This window comes from Sorangiineae bacterium MSr11954 (assembly GCA_037157815.1).
In the GTDB taxonomy this organism is placed as follows: Bacteria; Myxococcota_A; Polyangia; order Polyangiales; family Polyangiaceae; genus Pendulispora; species Pendulispora albinea.
On record CP089984.1, the window covers coordinates 1139058 to 1155580 of the forward strand.

Annotated in this window: 10 protein-coding genes; 6 read left to right on the top strand and 4 right to left on the bottom strand. The window is 68.8% G+C overall.

Translation table 11 applies throughout. From position 1 onward, the window contains the following. Positions 1 to 500 precede the first annotated feature (500 nt). The 5 genes from LZC94_04665 to LZC94_04685 all read left to right on the top strand — a co-directional run bounded on the left by LZC94_04665 (position 501) and on the right by LZC94_04685 (position 9484). A complete protein-coding gene (locus tag LZC94_04665; GenBank protein WXB16573.1) occupies positions 501 to 1529 on the top strand; it encodes a hypothetical protein in 1029 nt (342 codons plus the stop codon). Between the two features lie 150 nt (positions 1530 to 1679). Continuing rightward, positions 1680 to 3233, top strand: a complete 1554-nt coding sequence (locus LZC94_04670) for a hypothetical protein (GenBank protein WXB16574.1) — start codon at positions 1680 to 1682, stop codon at positions 3231 to 3233. Between the two features lie 78 nt (positions 3234 to 3311). Next, on the top strand, positions 3312 to 4727 hold the full coding sequence (locus LZC94_04675) for an insulinase family protein (protein WXB16575.1): 1416 nt from the start codon (positions 3312 to 3314) through the stop codon (positions 4725 to 4727). 2 nt (positions 4728 to 4729) lie between these two features. Continuing rightward, a complete protein-coding gene (locus LZC94_04680) occupies positions 4730 to 6277 on the top strand; it encodes an insulinase family protein (protein ID WXB20345.1) in 1548 nt (515 codons plus the stop codon). A 39-nt stretch (positions 6278 to 6316) separates the two neighbouring features. Next, positions 6317 to 9484 carry a hypothetical protein gene (locus LZC94_04685; GenBank protein WXB16576.1) on the top strand — a complete coding sequence of 1056 codons (3168 nt, stop codon included), beginning with the start codon at positions 6317 to 6319 and terminating at the stop codon, positions 9482 to 9484. 225 nt (positions 9485 to 9709) lie between these two features. On the opposite strand, the gene LZC94_04690 is transcribed toward LZC94_04685, so the two are convergent. Beyond that, a complete protein-coding gene (locus tag LZC94_04690; protein WXB16577.1) occupies positions 9710 to 10489 on the bottom strand; it encodes a DeoR/GlpR family DNA-binding transcription regulator in 780 nt (259 codons plus the stop codon). Positions 10490 to 10635: 146 nt separating this feature from the next. Here LZC94_04690 and LZC94_04695 point away from each other — a divergent pair, with 146 nt between their 5' ends. Beyond that, a complete protein-coding gene (locus LZC94_04695; GenBank protein WXB16578.1) occupies positions 10636 to 11859 on the top strand; it encodes an MFS transporter in 1224 nt (407 codons plus the stop codon). On the opposite strand, the gene sthA is transcribed toward LZC94_04695, so the two are convergent. The 3 genes from sthA to LZC94_04710 all read right to left on the bottom strand — a co-directional run bounded on the left by sthA (position 11834) and on the right by LZC94_04710 (position 16476). Then, entirely contained in the window at positions 11834 to 13264 is a 1431-nt protein-coding gene (sthA, locus tag LZC94_04700) for a Si-specific NAD(P)(+) transhydrogenase (protein WXB16579.1), read from the bottom strand. The two genes, LZC94_04695 and sthA, sit on opposite strands and share 26 nt — an antisense overlap. Positions 13265 to 13345: 81 nt before the next feature. Then, positions 13346 to 15508, bottom strand: a complete 2163-nt coding sequence (locus tag LZC94_04705) for a hypothetical protein (GenBank protein ID WXB16580.1) — start codon at positions 15506 to 15508, stop codon at positions 13346 to 13348. After that, positions 15505 to 16476, bottom strand: a complete 972-nt coding sequence (locus LZC94_04710) for a sigma-54 dependent transcriptional regulator (protein WXB16581.1) — start codon at positions 16474 to 16476, stop codon at positions 15505 to 15507. Before LZC94_04710 ends, LZC94_04705 begins: the two co-directional genes overlap by 4 nt. Positions 16477 to 16523: the final 47 nt, after the last annotated feature.

The following is a 16523-nucleotide window of genomic DNA, read 5'->3' on the forward strand; positions in this document are numbered from 1 at the left end:
CGCGCGCGCGTGCGCCCGCCCATGTGCCGTCTCCGTCGCGCTCGTCGGGCCGCGATGAGCGAATTCTTCCCGCGCATGGCCAGCCGCCAGCCCCGCCGCTCTGCGTGCACGCGCGCCCACCCATGCGCCGTCTCCGTCGCACTCGTCGGGCCGCGATGAGCGAATTCTTCCCGCGTATGGCCAGCCGCCAGCCCCGCCGCTCTGCGTGCACGTGCGCCCGCCCATGCGCCGTCTCCGTCGCACTCGTCGCCTTCGTCTCCCTCGCGCTGGGCACACCCGCACCCGCGAGGGCCACGCCGCACGCACCCGTGTCGGCCGCGCCGCACGCGCCCGTGTCAGCCACGCCGCACGCACCCGTGTCAGCCACGCCGCACGCACCCGTGTCGGCCACGCCGCACGCGCCCGTGACGGCCACGCCGCACGCACCCGTGTCAGCCACGCCGCACGCACCCGTGTCGGCCACGCCGCACGCACCCGCGAGGGCCACGCCGCACGCACCCGTGACGGCCCCGCCGCACGCACCCGTGTCGGCCACGCCGCGCGCCATCGCCGACGCCACGGGCGCCGGCGCAACCGCCGCAAGCAACGCCCGCGATCCGGTACGGATCGTCGTCTTCGGCGAATCAAACGCCAGCCCCGTCGCGCGCCTTCGCGCGGAGCTCGAATCGCTCGGCTGGCAAGTGTTCGTCCGCCCGCGGCCGCGACGGCCCACGGCCTCCGAGCCAATGGGCGAAAGTGTCGAACCCTCGCGGGAGCAGCTCGAAGACGCCGCGCACGCGTTCGACGCCACCGCCGTGGTGGACGTCGACCGCGACGCCGCCCTTCACGTCTGGATGCTCGACCCGACCGGACGCGTGCAGCCCATCGACGTGATCCGAGCCCCCGCGGACGACGTCACCGCCTTGCGCTCCGCCGAAGCCGTCCGCGCCACCATCGATGCCCGACGTCACACCGTGCCGCATCGCCCCGCGGCGCCCACCGCGCCAGAGTCGACTCCCGAAGCCTCGCCGCGCGCCGAGCGCTGGGACCCAGCCTCTCCGGAGTTCGTTCTGAGCGTCGGCCCCGCGTTGATGGTGCCCTTCATCAAGGACATGACCACGGGCGCCAACTTGCTCGTCGAGGGCTGGTACAACTTCGGCCCGAGGTGGGGCCTCGGGGCATTCGCGTCCGTTCCGCTCATCAAGGCTCATTGGAACTCGGCGGAGATGAAGTCCTGGTTGATGGGCGGCGGCCCTGTATTCACATGGCGACCCAACGAAGGAGCGTGGGCCATCCAGGGAGGCATCGGCATGGCCGGGGGATGGCTGCAGTACTTGCAGGGATCCGTTTCGATCTCGAACAACACCTTCGCCCTTCCGTTCGTCAAGCTCGCAGCAAGCGTCCGGATCTCCTCCCTCGTTGGCCTGTCGCTCGGCAGCCTCGTTGGCTATGCCTTGCCCGAGCCCCACGTGAACCCGTCGACATCCCGCGGCCTCGCGTGGGGCCGCCCGCTCCTTCACCTCTCGGCGAACGTCGAGCTTTACTTTTGAGTCGCTCCTCAGCGATGGCGTCGCCCCTGAACGATTTCTGACCCGTGCCGGGACCCTCCCGGCACTCTTACTCGTCGAACCAAACCCCTGGGGCGGATCCCGCCCATTCGCACCGGGGACCCCGCGCGGGTCTTCCTTCCTTTCTTCGTCATGAACCAAGCAGCTCTCCGCGCTTCCAAGCGAGGCGTGAGCGGTATTTTGTTATCATTGCCCGCGCTCGGGGCCATTCAGCTGGTCTGCTTGGTCCGATTTTGCCGGCTTCCGCTCGACGCGAAGCTCGCGCGCATTCCCGACGATGGCTTCTACTACTTGAACCTCGCGGACAATTTCGCCCGCCGCGGGGAGTGGACCTTCGACCTCGGAATCAGCCACACCACGGGATTCCACCCGCTCTACGCCTGGATCGCCGCTGCCCTCTCGCAGATCACCGCCGATCCCGACCTCCTCGTGTCCCTTCACGGCGCCTTGGGCTTTGCGCTCACCTGGTTCGCGGCCGGGTGCACCTTGCTCGTCTTGGGCCATGATGCGCGCGCCGCGTGCGGTGTCATGCTCGTCTTCGGCGGCGGCGCCTGTTTGAGCTGTCCGCTCATGTTGATGGAGTGGCCATTCGTGGTGGCCACGCAAGCCCTCCTCGTGCTGCTGGTGTTGCGCGGCCGGGCCCGCGCGAGCTTGGTGGTCGGTGTCCTGGCCGTCCTTGCGCGGGTGGACGCCATCGTCCCCATCGGCCTCTGCGCGCTGGGCGTGGTCATCGCCGGCCGCGGCGAGCGATTCCGCGCGGCCCTCTTCGCCATGGCGGGCGCGCTCGGCACGTTCCTCGGCTACGGACTTCATCTGCTCCACACCACGGGATCGTTCTTTCAGGGCAGCGCGCGCATGAAGGCGTATTGGACGAGCACCCAAGGGATCGACCCGCTTCGCCTCTTGGGCCTCCTCTGGCGCACCATTCCATTCGGGTGGTGGGCCATCGAAACACCGTCCCCATGGCTCGCATGGACGGGCGCCCTCGTGCTCGGATCGGCGGTGGCCATCGCGCTCGCGCGGTTGCGGCGCGCGCTCCCGGCGCGACGGTGGATGCCCGTGGGGGAACGCCACCTTGTCCCCATGCTTCCCGCGCTGGCCGTGGTGCTCGGCACCTATACCGTGTACGCCCTGCGCATGAGCGGCGCCCAAGCTTGGTACACGGCGCATTTCATCGTCCCCATGGCCCTGCTCTGCGGCATGGGGTTCTCGGCCCTCTTTCGAGCCACCCCGCTTCGTGTTCCGGGTACCGCGGTCCTGGTGATGGCGGTGCTGAGCTTCATCGGGGCGCGCGTCCCCATTTGGCCGCACCATCGCCTCTTGGGCACGGCCGGCCAGTGGGTCCGCGATACGGGAAATCGCGCGGTCGCCTTCAACGCGGGGATCGTAGGGTATTTCTCCGCCTCGCGTGTCGTCAATTTGGACGGACTCGTCAACGACGATATCCAGCCGTACATCTTTAGCGGCCAGACCGCGTGCTACATCGAGGCCGTGGGCGCCGACGTGCTCGTCGACGTGGATTGCACCGGCCGGCCCGAGCGCGAGCTGCAAACGTTCGATCATGGGCCTCTGGCCCGCGCCACCAAGCTCGTACACACCTTCGGCCGGGTTCCTGAAGAACCGAGGTGCCTGGTGGCCGCCTGGCAGCTCGATCGCCGGGCGCTCCGCCAAATGTGCGGCGGCTAGCGGTCCGTTCGGATGCGGCAGTCCTCCGGTCGCGATGGGGGCTCGACAGCGCGGACCCCCGGGGCGTACCGTTCCGCCATGTTTGCGAAACGATTCGCGCTTCGAAGGGTGGCCTCCTTCGCGTTGACGGCGGTGCTCGCGCTCGGCGCGTGGCCCGCGGCGGCCGAGGGCATCCGCATTCCGCACGTGGTTCACAAATTGAAGAACGGGATGACCGTCATCCTGAGCGAAGATCATTCGCTGCCCCTGGCGGTCGTCAACGTCTCGTACAACGTGGGCTCGCGGTTCGAAGCCCCCAAGCGAACCGGCTTTGCCCATCTGTTCGAGCACCTGATGTTCATGGGCACCCGCCGCGCCCCCACCGGCTCGTACGACGCGTGGATGGAAGCGCTCGGCGGCGCCAACAACGCGTGGACGAGCGAAGACCGCACCGACTATTTCGACGTCGGCCCCAAGACCATCCTGCCGCTGTTTCTCTGGCTCGAGGCCGATCGCCTCCGCGATCTCGGCCCGCTCATGACGCAGAAGAAGCTCGATGCCCAGCGCGAGATCGTGCGCAACGAGCGGCGCCAGCGGGGCGAGAACACGCCCTACGGCAAGGTCGACTTCCGCCTGCCCGAGCTGCTCTACCCCGAGGGCCATCCGTACCACCACCCCGTCATCGGCTCCCACGCGGATCTCGAGGCGGCCACGGTGGACGACGTCAAAGCCTTCTTCGCCACGTATTACGATCCCGCCAATGCATCGCTGGTGGTGGCCGGCGACTTCGCGGCGGGCGAGACCCTGGAGAAGATTCGCGCCTACTTCGAGACCATCCCCTCGCGCGGCGCGCCCAAGGAGCCCAAGTCCGAGTTCCCGGACAACACGTCCAGCATGAAATCGGTCGTGCGCGAGACCATGGAGGACGAGGTCGAGCTCCCCAAGGTGATCATGGCGTGGCAAACGCCCAAACACTTTTCCCCGGGCGACGCCGAGCTCGATCTTCTGTCGAACGCCCTGGCCGGCGGCAAAGCGAGCCGCCTCTACAAGGCGCTCGTGTACGAGCAAAAAATCGCGCAGAACGTGGAGGCCGTGCAAGCTTCGGGGGTGCTCGGCTCGCGCTTCACGCTCGATGTGATGGTTCGCCCGGGCGTCTCGCTCGACCGGGTCGAGAAGGCCATCGACGCGGAGCTTCAAAAGGTGCGCACCAAGCCCCTCGAGGCCGAGGAGCTGACCCGCGCCAAGAACATCGTGGAGACCGGCTTCGTGGCCCGCCTCGAGGGCGTCGCGGAGCGCGCGTCGATCCTCAACTTGTACCAGGCGGAGCTCGGCACACCGGACTACGCGGAGCGCGATTTGGAGCGTTACCGCAGCGCCACCGGGGAGGGGATTCGCGCGACGGTGCAGCAGTGGCTCAAGCCCGACGCCCGCGTGATCCTGCGGGTCGTGCCCAAAGGTCAGAAGGCGCCCGAGAAGCCGGGCGCGAAAAAAACAGGAACAGGAGCGACGCCGTGACGATGCGTAGAAAATCCTTTGCGGCGTATGCGAGCCTGCTGGTGCTCGTAGGGGCTTCGGGCCTCGTTGCGACGGCGTGCGGCGGTGAAAGCGCAGGCGCGAAGCCCGTGGCCACATCGCCTGCGAAGCCTCCCGCCCCACCTGCGACCGGGCCGGCCGCCGAGGCGGATCCGCTGGGGCCGCGCCCCGAGGTGGAGCCGCCGCCCCTCTTCACACCGCCGACGCCGGTGGTGTTTCGCACCGCCCACGGCATCAACGTATGGCTGCTCGAGCGCCACGCGCTTCCCCTCGTGGCCATCGACGTGACCATCCCCGTGGGCTCGGCCAGCGATCCGGGGGGCGAGGGCGGCCTCGCTTGGGCCACGGCCAACATGCTCGACGAAGGCGCCGGCTCGCGCGGCGCGCTGGAGTTTGCGCGTGCCGTCGATCAACTGGGCGCCAGCTTGGTGCCCACCGCGGGCGCCGATCACAGCGGCGTCTCGCTGTTCGTGCTCAAGCGCAACCTCACCCCCGCGTTCGGGCTCCTCGCCGACATGGTGATTCGCCCGCGCTTCGATGCGGTCGAGTGGAAGCGCGTGCACGATCTTTGGATGAACGATCTGCGCACGCGCACGCGCGAGCCCCGCGCCGTTGCGGCCATCGCGGCGTCGTCCGCCCTGTACGGCAGCGATCAACCGTATGGGCACCCGGTGTCGGGAACGACGACCAGCGCGGGCAAGATCGATCTGGCGCGGGTCAAACGCTTCTACCAAGCGAGCTGGCGCCCCGAATCGGTCACGGTGGTGGCCGTGGGCGACATCTCCCGCGCGGAGCTCTCGACCTTGCTCGATCAATCCTTCGCCGATTGGAAGCCGGCGCCCGGCGCCAAAGCCGCCCCGCCCTCGGCCCCCGTGGAGCCCAAGGGCACGCGCCCGCGTTTGATCGTGGTCGATCGCGCGGACGCGCCGCAGTCGCAGCTCTATGTCATCCGCCCCGGGCCGGCGGTCGCCGATCCCGACGCCACCCTCCTCGAACGAGCCAACATCGCGCTGGGCGGCTCCTTCTCCTCGCGTCTCAACCTCGATTTGCGCGAGGAGCACGGCTGGACGTACGGCGCAGGCTCGCGCGTGCTGCCGATGCGCAGGGCCGGCTCGGTCGTTCTTTCGTCTGCGGTCCACACCGAGAACACCGGCGACGCCGTGAAGGCGCTGCTCAAAGACGCCGAGCTTTACGCGACCAAGGGGCTCACCGCCGGCGAGGTCGATCTCACGCGCATGACCTCGCGCGCCGAGTTGGTGCAGTCCTACGAACATCTCTCCGGCGCGGCCTCGCTGCTGGCCGCCGACGCGGCCCTGGGCTTGTCGCCGACCTACGAGGCCGAGGCAGCCGCCCGCCGCGATGCAGCAACCAAGGCGGATCTCGACCGGGTGGCGCTTCGGTATTTCCACCCCAAGGACGCGGTCATCGTCATCGTGGGACCTCGAGCCAAGGTGCTGCCGCAGCTCGAAGGCGCGGGGCTCCCCAAGCCGGAGTTCTTCGACACCGAGGGGAATCCGCGCGCCGCGCGCTAGCGAATAGATCTTGGGGGAACGTCGCCCGTACGAGCTGGGGTGCGACGTTCCCCGATCCGCTCCCGGTTCCTTTCGCTCGTCCTCGTCTCGGTCCTGGCCTCGTCGTTTGGCTGCCGCTCGTCCCAGGGTACGGGCGGCGCCAAGGACGAGCCGGCGCAGAAGCAGCCGGCGGCGCTCGCCCTCGACGAGGTGCTCGATCCGCCGCTGCCGCGTCCCAAGAACGTGGCCCCGCTCGCGCTCACGGCGTCCGATGGGACCGGGCTGCGCATCACCCGGTTGAAAGCGCGCGCCGTCCTCGACGAGCCGCTCGCGTACACCGAGGTGCACCTGGCATTCGCCAACCCCGCCGATCGCACCCTCGAAGGCCGCTTCGAGATCACCTTGCCGCCCGGCGCCACCGTCAGCCGCTTCGCCATGAAGATCGGGCAGACCTGGCGCGAAGCCGAGATGGTCGAGAAGACGCGCGCGCGTGCGGTGTACGAAGACTACCTGCACCGCAAAGAAGATCCGGCGCTCTTGGAGCAGGCGGCGCCCAACGCCTTTTCGGCGCGCGTCTTTCCCATCCCCGCCAAGGGGACGAAGGAGCTCATCATCGCGTACGCCCAGGAGCTCGGACCCGGCGCGGGCTACACCTTTCCCCTCGCGGGGCTCCCGGCGGTCGACGATCTCGATGTGTCGGTGGTGCGCGCGGGCGATGAGCAAGTCATCCAGGAGCGAAAGCGCCTCGGCAACGAGCCGCTGACCGAAGACGTCACGGTCGCACCCGCCAACCTGCGCGGCGGAGGGGGCGTGCGGAGCGGCAACATCGCCCTTTTGCGCGTGCGCCCCATGACGGCGGCCAGCCCGGAGCCCTTCGAGGGCGGAACCTTGATCCTCGTCGATACCAGCGCGTCGCGTGCGCTGGGCTTCTCCGACGAGGTGAAGCTCGTCGAGGGCCTCGCGCGCGAGGTGGCGGCGAGCGGGGGCGCGGATGCGCGCCTGGTGGTCGCGGCGTTCGATCAAGACGTGGCGTCCATTTACGATGGAGGCGCCGCGGCCTACGGCGCCGAGGCCACGGCGAAGCTGGTGGCGCGCGGCGCGCTCGGCGCGTCGAATTTGGAGAGCGCGCTGGGGTGGGCGGCCAAAAACCTGCACGCCATCCGCCGGATCCTGGTCGTGAGCGACGGTGTGGCCACGGCGGGATCGAGCGAAGGCGCGAAGCTCTCGGCCGCCGCCGCCCGGCTTCGCGAGGCCGGCGTGCAGCGCCTCGATGCGATCGCCGTGGGAGGCATCCGCGACGAGGCGGCGCTCATGCGCCTCGCGAGCGGCGCGCTGGAGCACGATGGCGTGGTGGTGGATGGGGCGCGCGATGTTCACCTTTTGGCGCGGCGGCTCACGCGGACCGCGCGCTCGGGGCTGGCCGTGCACGTCGACGGGGCGAGCTGGGTGTGGCCCGAGCGCCTCGATGGGGTGCAGCCGGGCGATGAGCGGCTCGTCTACGCCGAGGTGCCCGACGCCAAACCCGGCGCGCCGGTGCGCGTGAAGGTGGGCGACGGCGAGGCGGCGGGCTTGACCCTTCGCGACGTGGACGCGCCGCTCCTTCAGCACACCTGGGCGCAGGCGAAGATCGCGAGCGTGCTCGCGCGCGCCGAGGGGCCCAAGGACACCTCGGCGCGGGCGCGCGTGGTCGAGCTGTCGACGCGCCACCGCGTTCTGTCGCCGTACACGTCGCTCTTGGTGCTCGAGAGCGACGAGGATTATGCGCGCTTCAAGATCGACCGCAAGGCGCCGGGCGATCTCCTCGCCATCGAGGGCGCGCGCGTCGTGAACGAGCACCGCGGCGAGATCGCGGCTGCACAGTCGTCGCGCCGGCCGGGCGTGGTCCGGGAGTCGAACAAAATGGAGGACCGCTCCGAAGGCGAAGGGCGCGCCGCTCCGGCGTCGCAGCCCATGGCCGCGGTCGCAGCGCCTCCGTCCCCCGTTGCCACCATGGCCCCGCCTGCGGACATGGCCGCGGGTCCCCGGGGCGCGGCGCCCATGCCCGCGCCGCCCATGGCCGCGGCGCCCATGGCGGAGCCCAAGATGCAGGCCATGGACGAGATGGCCGAGGCAAAAGAGATGCGCGCCTTCGGCAGCGGCGGTGGTGGCGGTGGGGTCGCTTCCGGGGGAGGCCATGCGCTCATGGGCGCCGGCGCCGCGGCCAGCCGCCCCGCCACACCCATGCGCCGAAGGGGGCCGGCGGCCCTGGATGCCATGGACGGGGCGGAGATGGAGGCCCCGGCGGTCGACCCCATGGACCGCCCTCGCTCCGTCAACCCGTACACCGGCAACTTCCGCGAGGTGATGGACGCCATCGCCCGCAAGGACGTGCAGCGCGCCCTCGAAACCGCCACCCGCTTGCACGACGCAGCCCCCGGCGACGTCATGTCCCTCATCGCCCTCGGCGAAGCCCTCGAGGCGACCGGCGATCTCCCGCGCGCGGCCCGCAGCTATGGCTCGCTCATCGACCTCTTCCCTGCGCGCGCCGACCTTCGCCGCTTCGCGGGTGAGCGGCTCGAGCGGGTGCAAGGCGGCCTCGATCTCGCGATCGACAGCTATGCCAAGGCCAAAGACGATCGCCCCGATCACCCCGCGAGCCATCGCCTGCTCGCGTTCTCGCTCCTGCGCAAGGGCGAGCTCCCGCAAGCGTTCGCCGCCGCCGTCGCCGGCATCAAGCAGCGCTACCCGGAGGATCGCTTCTTGGGCGTCGATCGCATCCTGCGGGAGGATCTCGGCCTCATCGCCGCCGCCTGGATCCGCGCCGAGCCCGAGCGCCGCGAGGAGATCCTGAAGCGCCTGCGCGACGCGGGCGGCACCCTCGAGAATCGCCCGTCGCTCCGGTTCGTCCTCAACTGGGAGACGGACGCCAACGACGTGGACTTCCACATCTTCGACGCCAAAGGCGGCCACGCCTTCTTCTCCCGCCGCCACCTGGCGAGCGGCGGCGATCTCTACGCCGACGTCACCACCGGCTACGGGCCGGAGTGCTTCACCATTCGCGCCGCGCGCGGCGAACGCGCCGGCCCGTACAAGCTGCAAGCCCACTACTACTCGCGCGGGCCCATGGGCTACGGCATGGGCAAGCTCGAGATCCTCGACCACGATGGCCGCGGAAATATCACCTTCGAAGAGCGCCCCTTCGTCGTCATGACCGACCACGCCTTCGTGAACCTGGGCACCGTGAAGTGATCCGATCGCACGTGATCCGCCGCAGCACACGATCGGCGGCATCACGTGATCCGGCGCAGCACACGAGCGGCGGCATCACGTGATCCGGCGCGGCACACGATCGGCGGCATCACGTGATCCGGCGCAGCACACGATCGGCGGCATCACGTGATCCGGCGCGACACACGAGCGGCGGGCAGCACGTGATCCGCGGTGGCACGTGCGCCGAAGGTCGCCGGTCGTCGACTACGCCTGGAGTACGGTGACCCCCGCCGCACGGTAAGGCGCGAGGAACTCCTCCGAGACGCTCGCCTCGGTCACCAATTGCGTGAGCTCCGCGAGCGGCGCGACCAGATACGGCGCCGCGGTGCCGAGCTTCTCGCCGAACGCCACGGCCACCACCTCCGCCGAAGACGCCACCATCGCGCGCTTGATGTGCGCCTCCGAAAAGTCGAGCGTCGAGACGCCCGTCTCCGGGTGCACGCTGCAAACCCCGAGGAAGCACACATCGGCGCGAATCCCGCGCACGCCCTCCATGGTCACCGAGTCGACGGTGGCGCGCGAGGGCTTGAACATCCGCCCGCCCAGCACAATCACCTCGATGTGCGGATGATCGGCCAAGGCGATGGCCACCGGCGGGCTGTTGGTCACCACCGTGGCATGAAGATCCGGCGCAAAGTGGCGCACGATCTCGACGTTGGTGGTCCCTCCGTCCACGAGCACCACGTTCGCCTGCCGGACCAGCGCCGCCGCCGCGCGCGCCAAGGTCGTCTTGGTCGACGTCGCCTGCGTCGCGCGCACTGCATAGTTCGCGCTCACGCGCGGGGCGGGCAGGGCGCCGCCGTGCACCCGTTGCACGCGCCCTTCCGCCGCGAGCTCCCGAAGATCGCGCCGAATGGTATCCTCCGACACGTCGAGCAATCGACTCAGCTCGCACGCGACGACCTTTCCTTCGCGCTCCAACGCGGCGACGATCCAACGCCGCCGCTCCTCCGTCAGCATGGCCTTCGGTACTTCGCTCTGCATGATCGTGCGTACATTAGCACGAAAGTTCTTGCTTGGTGCCCGATGTGGTGCATGTTTGTGCACGTAATGGTCGAACTTGCAGATGAAACGGGCACAACCCGTACCTTTCAGGCGCCGCGTTTCGGGTTCGGCCCTATAGGTTCCCCATGAGCTCCCAGGTGGATCGCATCGCGCGACGCGCCGTGGGGGCCATGTTTTTTCTGCTGGGCGCCGGCTATGCCAGCTGGGTATCGCGCATTCCCGCCATGCGCGACCGGCTCGGGCTCGGCGATCGCGATCTCGGGCTGCTCCTCCTCGCCACCGCCGTCGGCGCCATCGCCGCCTTTCGCTCGGCCGCGCGCCTCACGGCCCGGTACGGGAGCCGCCGTGTGACGCAGGTCTCCTCCGCGCTCATGTGCGTGAGCGTCGCCTTGCCCGGCTTTGCCCCCACGCCCCTTTGGGCGGCCTTCGCGCTCGCCGCGGTGGGCATGTCGACCGGCATCATGGACGTGGCGATGAACGCGCACGGGGTTGAGGTCGAGCGCCGCATCGGCCGGCCGATCCTCGGCTCCTTGCATGGTCTCTTCAGCCTCGGCGGCCTGGTGGGCGCCGGCGCCGGTGCGCTCGCCGCATCGCAAGGTCTCTCGTCCATCACCCACTTGGTGGCCGCGGGCATCGTCTTCGAGGTGTTTGCCCTCTTCTTCGGTCGCACGCTCCTTCCGCACGAGCTCTCGCGCGAGTCTCCGCACGAGGAGCCCTCATCCGACGCCCCGCCCGCGCACAGCTTCACGCGCCCCAATGGCATCTTGATCGCGCTGGGCGCCGTGGCCTTCTGCTCGTCGGTGGGGGAGGGCGCCATGGCCGATTGGTCCGCCGTGTATCTTCGCGACATTCTTCACACCAGCGAGGCGGTGGCGCCGCTCGGCTTTGCGGCCTTTTCGCTGGCCATGCTCCTCGGCCGCTTCTCGGGCGACCGCCTCACCCTTCGATTCGGCTCGGTGGGCATCGTCCGCTACGGCGGGCTGCTCGTCGCCGCGGGGCTGGCGTTCGGCCTGATCACCAACACCGTTCCGACCACCATCCTCGGCTTCCTCTGCGTGGGGCTCGGCTTGTCCGTGGTCATGCCCACCGCCTTTCGGGCGAGCGGGCGCGTGCCCGGCGTCGCGCCCTCGGCGGGGCTCGCCACCATGGCCACCCTGGGCTACGGCGGATTTTTGCTCGGCCCGCCGGCCATTGGCTTCGTGTCGGAGCACTTTACGGTGCGCGGAGGACTCGCGGTGGTGGTCGTGCTCGCGATCGTGCTCACCGCGCTCGCGCCCTCGGTGGAGGGACGCCCGCTCCGTCCGGGCGCCGCGTTCGACTGGCTCACATCGCGGGTGACGCGGTCTTAGGTTGCCCGATGGTGGCGCCGAAGCGGGCGAGCGCGTCGTAGGCGGCGTACTTGAACGCTTCGGCGAGGGTGGGGTAGTTGAAGACCATTTCGATGAAGGTATCGACCGTGCCTTTGCCGAGCAGCACCGCCTGCCCGATGTGAACGAGCTCCGAGGCCCGATCGCCGATGCAGTGGCACCCCACGAGCACGCGCGTTTTGCGGTCGAAGATCAGCTTGATGACCCCGTCCTTGTCGCCGATGATCTTGCCGCGGGCGTTGTCGCGGTAGAACGCGCGCCCCACCACGTAGTCGAGCTCTTGCTCGTTGCACGCCTCCTCCGAGAGCCCCACGCAGCTCACCTCGGGGATCGTATAAATGCCGAACGGCAGCACGCACGACACCTGGCGCTTGTACGTGAACCCGAAGGCGTGGCAGACGGCGACGCGCGCTTGCTCCATCGACGTCGACGCCAGCGCCGGAAAGCCAATGACGTCGCCCGCCGCATAGATGTGGGGCACGGCCGTGCGGTAATCGCCGTCGACCTGCACGTACCCGCGTTTGTCGAGCTTCACGCCGAGCGACTCGAGGTGCAGCTCGCCCGTTCGGCCCGAGCGCCCGGCGGCGAAGAGGAACTTGTCGCTGTCGAGCATGACGCCCGTGTTCAAGGTGCTTCGAATGCCGACGCCCGGCACCCGCGCGACCTTCGTCGTCTTGGTGTCGAGCAGGATGGTGACGCCCAGGCTGTTCATCGCGCCCCGAAGCCGCTCGCCCATCTCCAGGTCCAAGAACGGCAAGAGCCTCCCGCGCCCTTCGATCAAGGTGACCTTTACCTGCAGCGCGGCGAACATGGTGGCGTACTCGCAGCCGATCACCCCTCCGCCCACGATGGTCATGGTCTTCGGCAGGCGATCGATGAGCAGCACCGTGTCGGAGTCGTCGACGTCTTCGTCGTCGAAGGGGATGTCCTCCGGCTGATGCGGCTTCGAGCCGGTGGCGACCAAGAAGACCTCGCTGGTGATCCGGCGCGGTGGCCCGCCGCACTGCGCGACCTCCACCGTGTGCGGATCGACGAAGCGCGCGATGCCCTTCAGCATCGGCACCCCGTGGCGCTCCAGGTTCCATCGGATGCGCGCGACCTCGAGATCGCGCACCGCATCCTTGCGCGAGAGCAGCTTGGGCACCGCGAGCTCGCGATGGAGGTTCACCTCCACGCCGTACAGATCGCGCTGGCGGTAGCCGGACAGGAAGAGCGCGGTCTCGCGCAAGGTCTTCGAGGGAAGCGTCCCCGTGTGCACGGCCGCCCCGCCCGGCTCCTTCGCGCACTCGACGATGGCCACGCGTTTACCGAAGTACGCGGCTTGAACGGCGCCCTTTTCACCCGCAGGTCCGGCCCCCAATACGAGCAAGTCGTAGTCGAACGGCACCCGCGGACCATACCAGATTTGGCCGCGCCTTCATGGTCGGTTCACTTCGGACTTCGGCCTCCTTAGGCCTTCGGCTCGCGCTCAGCGCGCGGTGATCGCGCGCCTCACCGCTGCGAGTGGCGCCGTATCGTCGAGCACGACTCTCTCACCGCGCGCCGTCACGCCGAGTTCACGAAAGAGCCTCGGCAGGTCGACATTCACCGGCTGAGATCCCATGGCCGTGCCCCATTGTTGGAGCACATGGGTCCCGGTGGCGCGATCGCCCTCGTCCCATGCGCGCGCGAGCGACCAGCTCTTCGTGTTGTCCCCGCCCGCGCGCAAGATGGCGCGCAGCGCATCTCCGAGCCCGTACGCATTCTGCGTGGCCTTGCGGATCTCGAGGTCGGCCACCAGCCAGAAGATGGCGCCGCCCCAATAGGTGCGCCCCCACGTGTGCGTGCGATCGAGCCCGCGATCGCCGGGGCCGGGCAGACCGTGCGGCATCATCTCGTGGAATTGGAACCACACGTCTTGATCGGTGGTGAGCCCCGCGCGGCGCCGCACGATGGGCTCGAGGTAGGTGGCGAGCCCTTCTTCCACCCAGAGGTGCTCGCGCGCGACCGAGGGAAACGTCAAATGAATCGTCTCGTGGACGGCGACCCAATCCGAGCTCAAGGCCTGCTCTCCGGCCGAGCGCCCCACGTCGAGCAAGATCGAGGCGCCTCCTGCGCCGGCCGACGCGCGCCCGAACCCCATGGAATCACCCCACGTGGGGATGACCGTGTAGAGCGCTCCCTCGATCGGAAACCGGCCGTGAAAATCGTGCACCGCCATGGCCGATTGCGCGATCCAGCGCGACAGCTCGGCGTCGCTCAGGGTCATTCGACCCGGCAAGATGGCGAGCTTCAACGTGGAGTCGCCCACGTGCACCGTCGACGCGCGCCACCGGCCAAAGATGGAGTAAGGCACGCGCCCGATCTCCTCGGCCGGAAACGCATAGCTGCCGTCGGGCTCCGCGACCAACCCCGTCTCGAACTTCACGCCCTCCGCGCTCGCGACGCGAAAGCGAAGCCGCTCGCCTTTGCCCGCTTGAAGCGGGTGCACGAGCCACGCATGCGGCGGCGCCTCGAAGACACCGTCCGCGAGCTTCTTGGCGATGGAATCGCGCGCCACATTCATGGCCGCTTCGCGCAACAAAAACCGGTACCGAACGCGGCACCCCGCCGCGCACACTGGCAAAAACCACGAATCCTCGCGCGGCTCCACCGTCTCCCACCGGTCCCCTCGCTCCACGCGCAAATCGCGCACGAAGGGCTCCGCCTGTTCACTCACCGAAAACTCACTCGCCGCCCCCCGCGCAAACGTCGCCTCCACCCCAAGCTCCGCCGCCCCCGTTCCCACCACCACGTCGTACTCCCAAGCCGCCACATTCCCACCCGACGCCAACGCTTCATGCGGCATCTTCCCAATCCCCGCCCGATGCCCCTTCGCACACCCCACGGACATCGCCACCGCAAATGCCAGCGACAACACCGTTAGTCCCCTCCGCGCCCGGGGGAGGGTTGGGGAGGGGGAGCGGCCGTTCGAGAGAGAGACGCCGTTGGTGGGGGAGCGGCCGTTGGTAGGAGAGACGCCGTTGGTAGGAGAGACGCCGTTGGTGGGGGAGCCGCCCGCGACGCGAGAGAAGGCGGTGGCGCGCGATCCGCCCGCAGAGGCGGAGCCGCCCGCCGTGCGAGAGACGGCAGCGGTGGGGGAGACGCCTTCGGCGCGAGAGACGCCTTCGGTGTGCAAAACGCCCGCGGCGCGAGAGAAGGCGGTGGTGCGCGAGCCGCCCGCAGAGGCGGAGCCGCCCGCAACAAAGGAATCGCTCGCAGAGGCGGAGCCGCCCGCCGTGCGAGAGAAGGCAGCGGTGGGGGAGACGCCTTCGGTGCGAGAGACGCCTTCGGCGCGAGAGACGCCTTGGGTGTGCAAAACGCCCGCGGCGCGAGAGACACCCGCAGAGACGGAGCCGCCCGCAACAAAGGAACAGGCCGCGGTAGGGGAGCCGCCCGCCGTGCGAGAGACGCCTTTGGTGTGCAAAACGCCCGCGGCGCGAGAGCCGCCCGCAAAGGCGGAGCCGCCCGCAACAAAGGAGCCGCCCGCCGTGCAAGAGACGCCTTCGGTGCGACAGGCGCCTTTGGTGTGCAAAACGCCCGCCGCGATGGAAACGCCATCGATGACCTGGACGGCAGCAGTGGGGACGTCGCCCGCGCGGAGGAAGCTCACGAGTCCATGATCTTATAGTCTTTGATTTTGTAAAGAAGCGTACGGTGGCTGATCTCCAAAATAGCCGCCGCGCGCGTTCGGTTCCCATTGGTCTTCTGGAGCGCACGCCGAATCAATATTTCCTCGATCACCTGCGTTGTCTTCTTGATCGACAGCTCCCCGGTGGCGAGTTGCGCCTGCACGGGATCCGCCGTGGAGTGCAGCTGCTCCGAAAAGTCGCTCACGTCGAGCTGCTCGCGCTCGGAGAGCACCATGGCGCGCTCGATGGTGTTCTCGAGCTCGCGCACGTTGCCCGGCCACGCATAGTCCATGAGCAGCTTCGCGGCCTCCGCCGAGATGCCGCGAATGGATGTGCCGAGCTTCGCGTTGTTTCGCTCGATGAAATGCTCCACCAGCGGTGGAATGTCTTCGCGCCGTTCGCGCAGCGCGGGGATGGCAATGGGTAGCACGTTGATTCGATAATAAAGATCTTCCCGAAACCGCCCGGCATCCACCTCCGCGGCCAGATTGCGGTGGCTCGCCGCGATGATGCGCACGTCTACGGACGTGTCCTGCGTATCGCCCAGCCGACGGATGGATTCTTCTTGGAGCGCGCGCAAGAGTTTGACTTGCAGCCCCTGCGGCAGCTCGCCGATTTCGTCGAGGAACAATGTGCCGCCGCTGGCCTCCTCGAAGATGCCGCGCCGATCGGCCGTCGCGTCGGTGAAGGCGCCTTTTTTGTGGCCAAATAGCTCGCTCTCCAGCAGGTTCTCCGGGATGGCGCCGCAGTTGATGGCGACGAATGGACCCTCGCGCCGGTTCGATTGGGCGTGAATGGCGCGGGCGATTCGCTCTTTGCCGACGCCGCTCTCGCCCGTCACCAGCACGGTGGTCTTGTATTCGGCAACCTTGACGATGGTCCGGAAGATCTCCGCCATCTGCGGAGCTCTCGCGACAATCCCATCGCCGGTGAAGTTACCGCCCTTCAACCTGAATCTCCTTTTACTTGGATATCATTCTTTGCGTACCATGGTTG

Excerpts from the sequence above, each read along its gene's own strand:
- LZC94_04690 (WXB16577.1), bottom strand. The coding sequence starts at position 10,489 with ATGCAGAGCGAAGTACCGAAGGCCATGCTGACGGAGGAGCGGCGGCGT.
- LZC94_04675 (WXB16575.1), top strand. The coding sequence starts at position 3,312 with ATGTTTGCGAAACGATTCGCGCTTCGAAGGGTGGCCTCCTTCGCGTTG.
- LZC94_04680 (WXB20345.1), top strand. The coding sequence starts at position 4,730 with ATGCGTAGAAAATCCTTTGCGGCGTATGCGAGCCTGCTGGTGCTCGTA.
- LZC94_04670 (WXB16574.1), top strand. The coding sequence starts at position 1,680 with ATGAACCAAGCAGCTCTCCGCGCTTCCAAGCGAGGCGTGAGCGGTATT.
- LZC94_04695 (WXB16578.1), top strand. The coding sequence starts at position 10,636 with ATGAGCTCCCAGGTGGATCGCATCGCGCGACGCGCCGTGGGGGCCATG.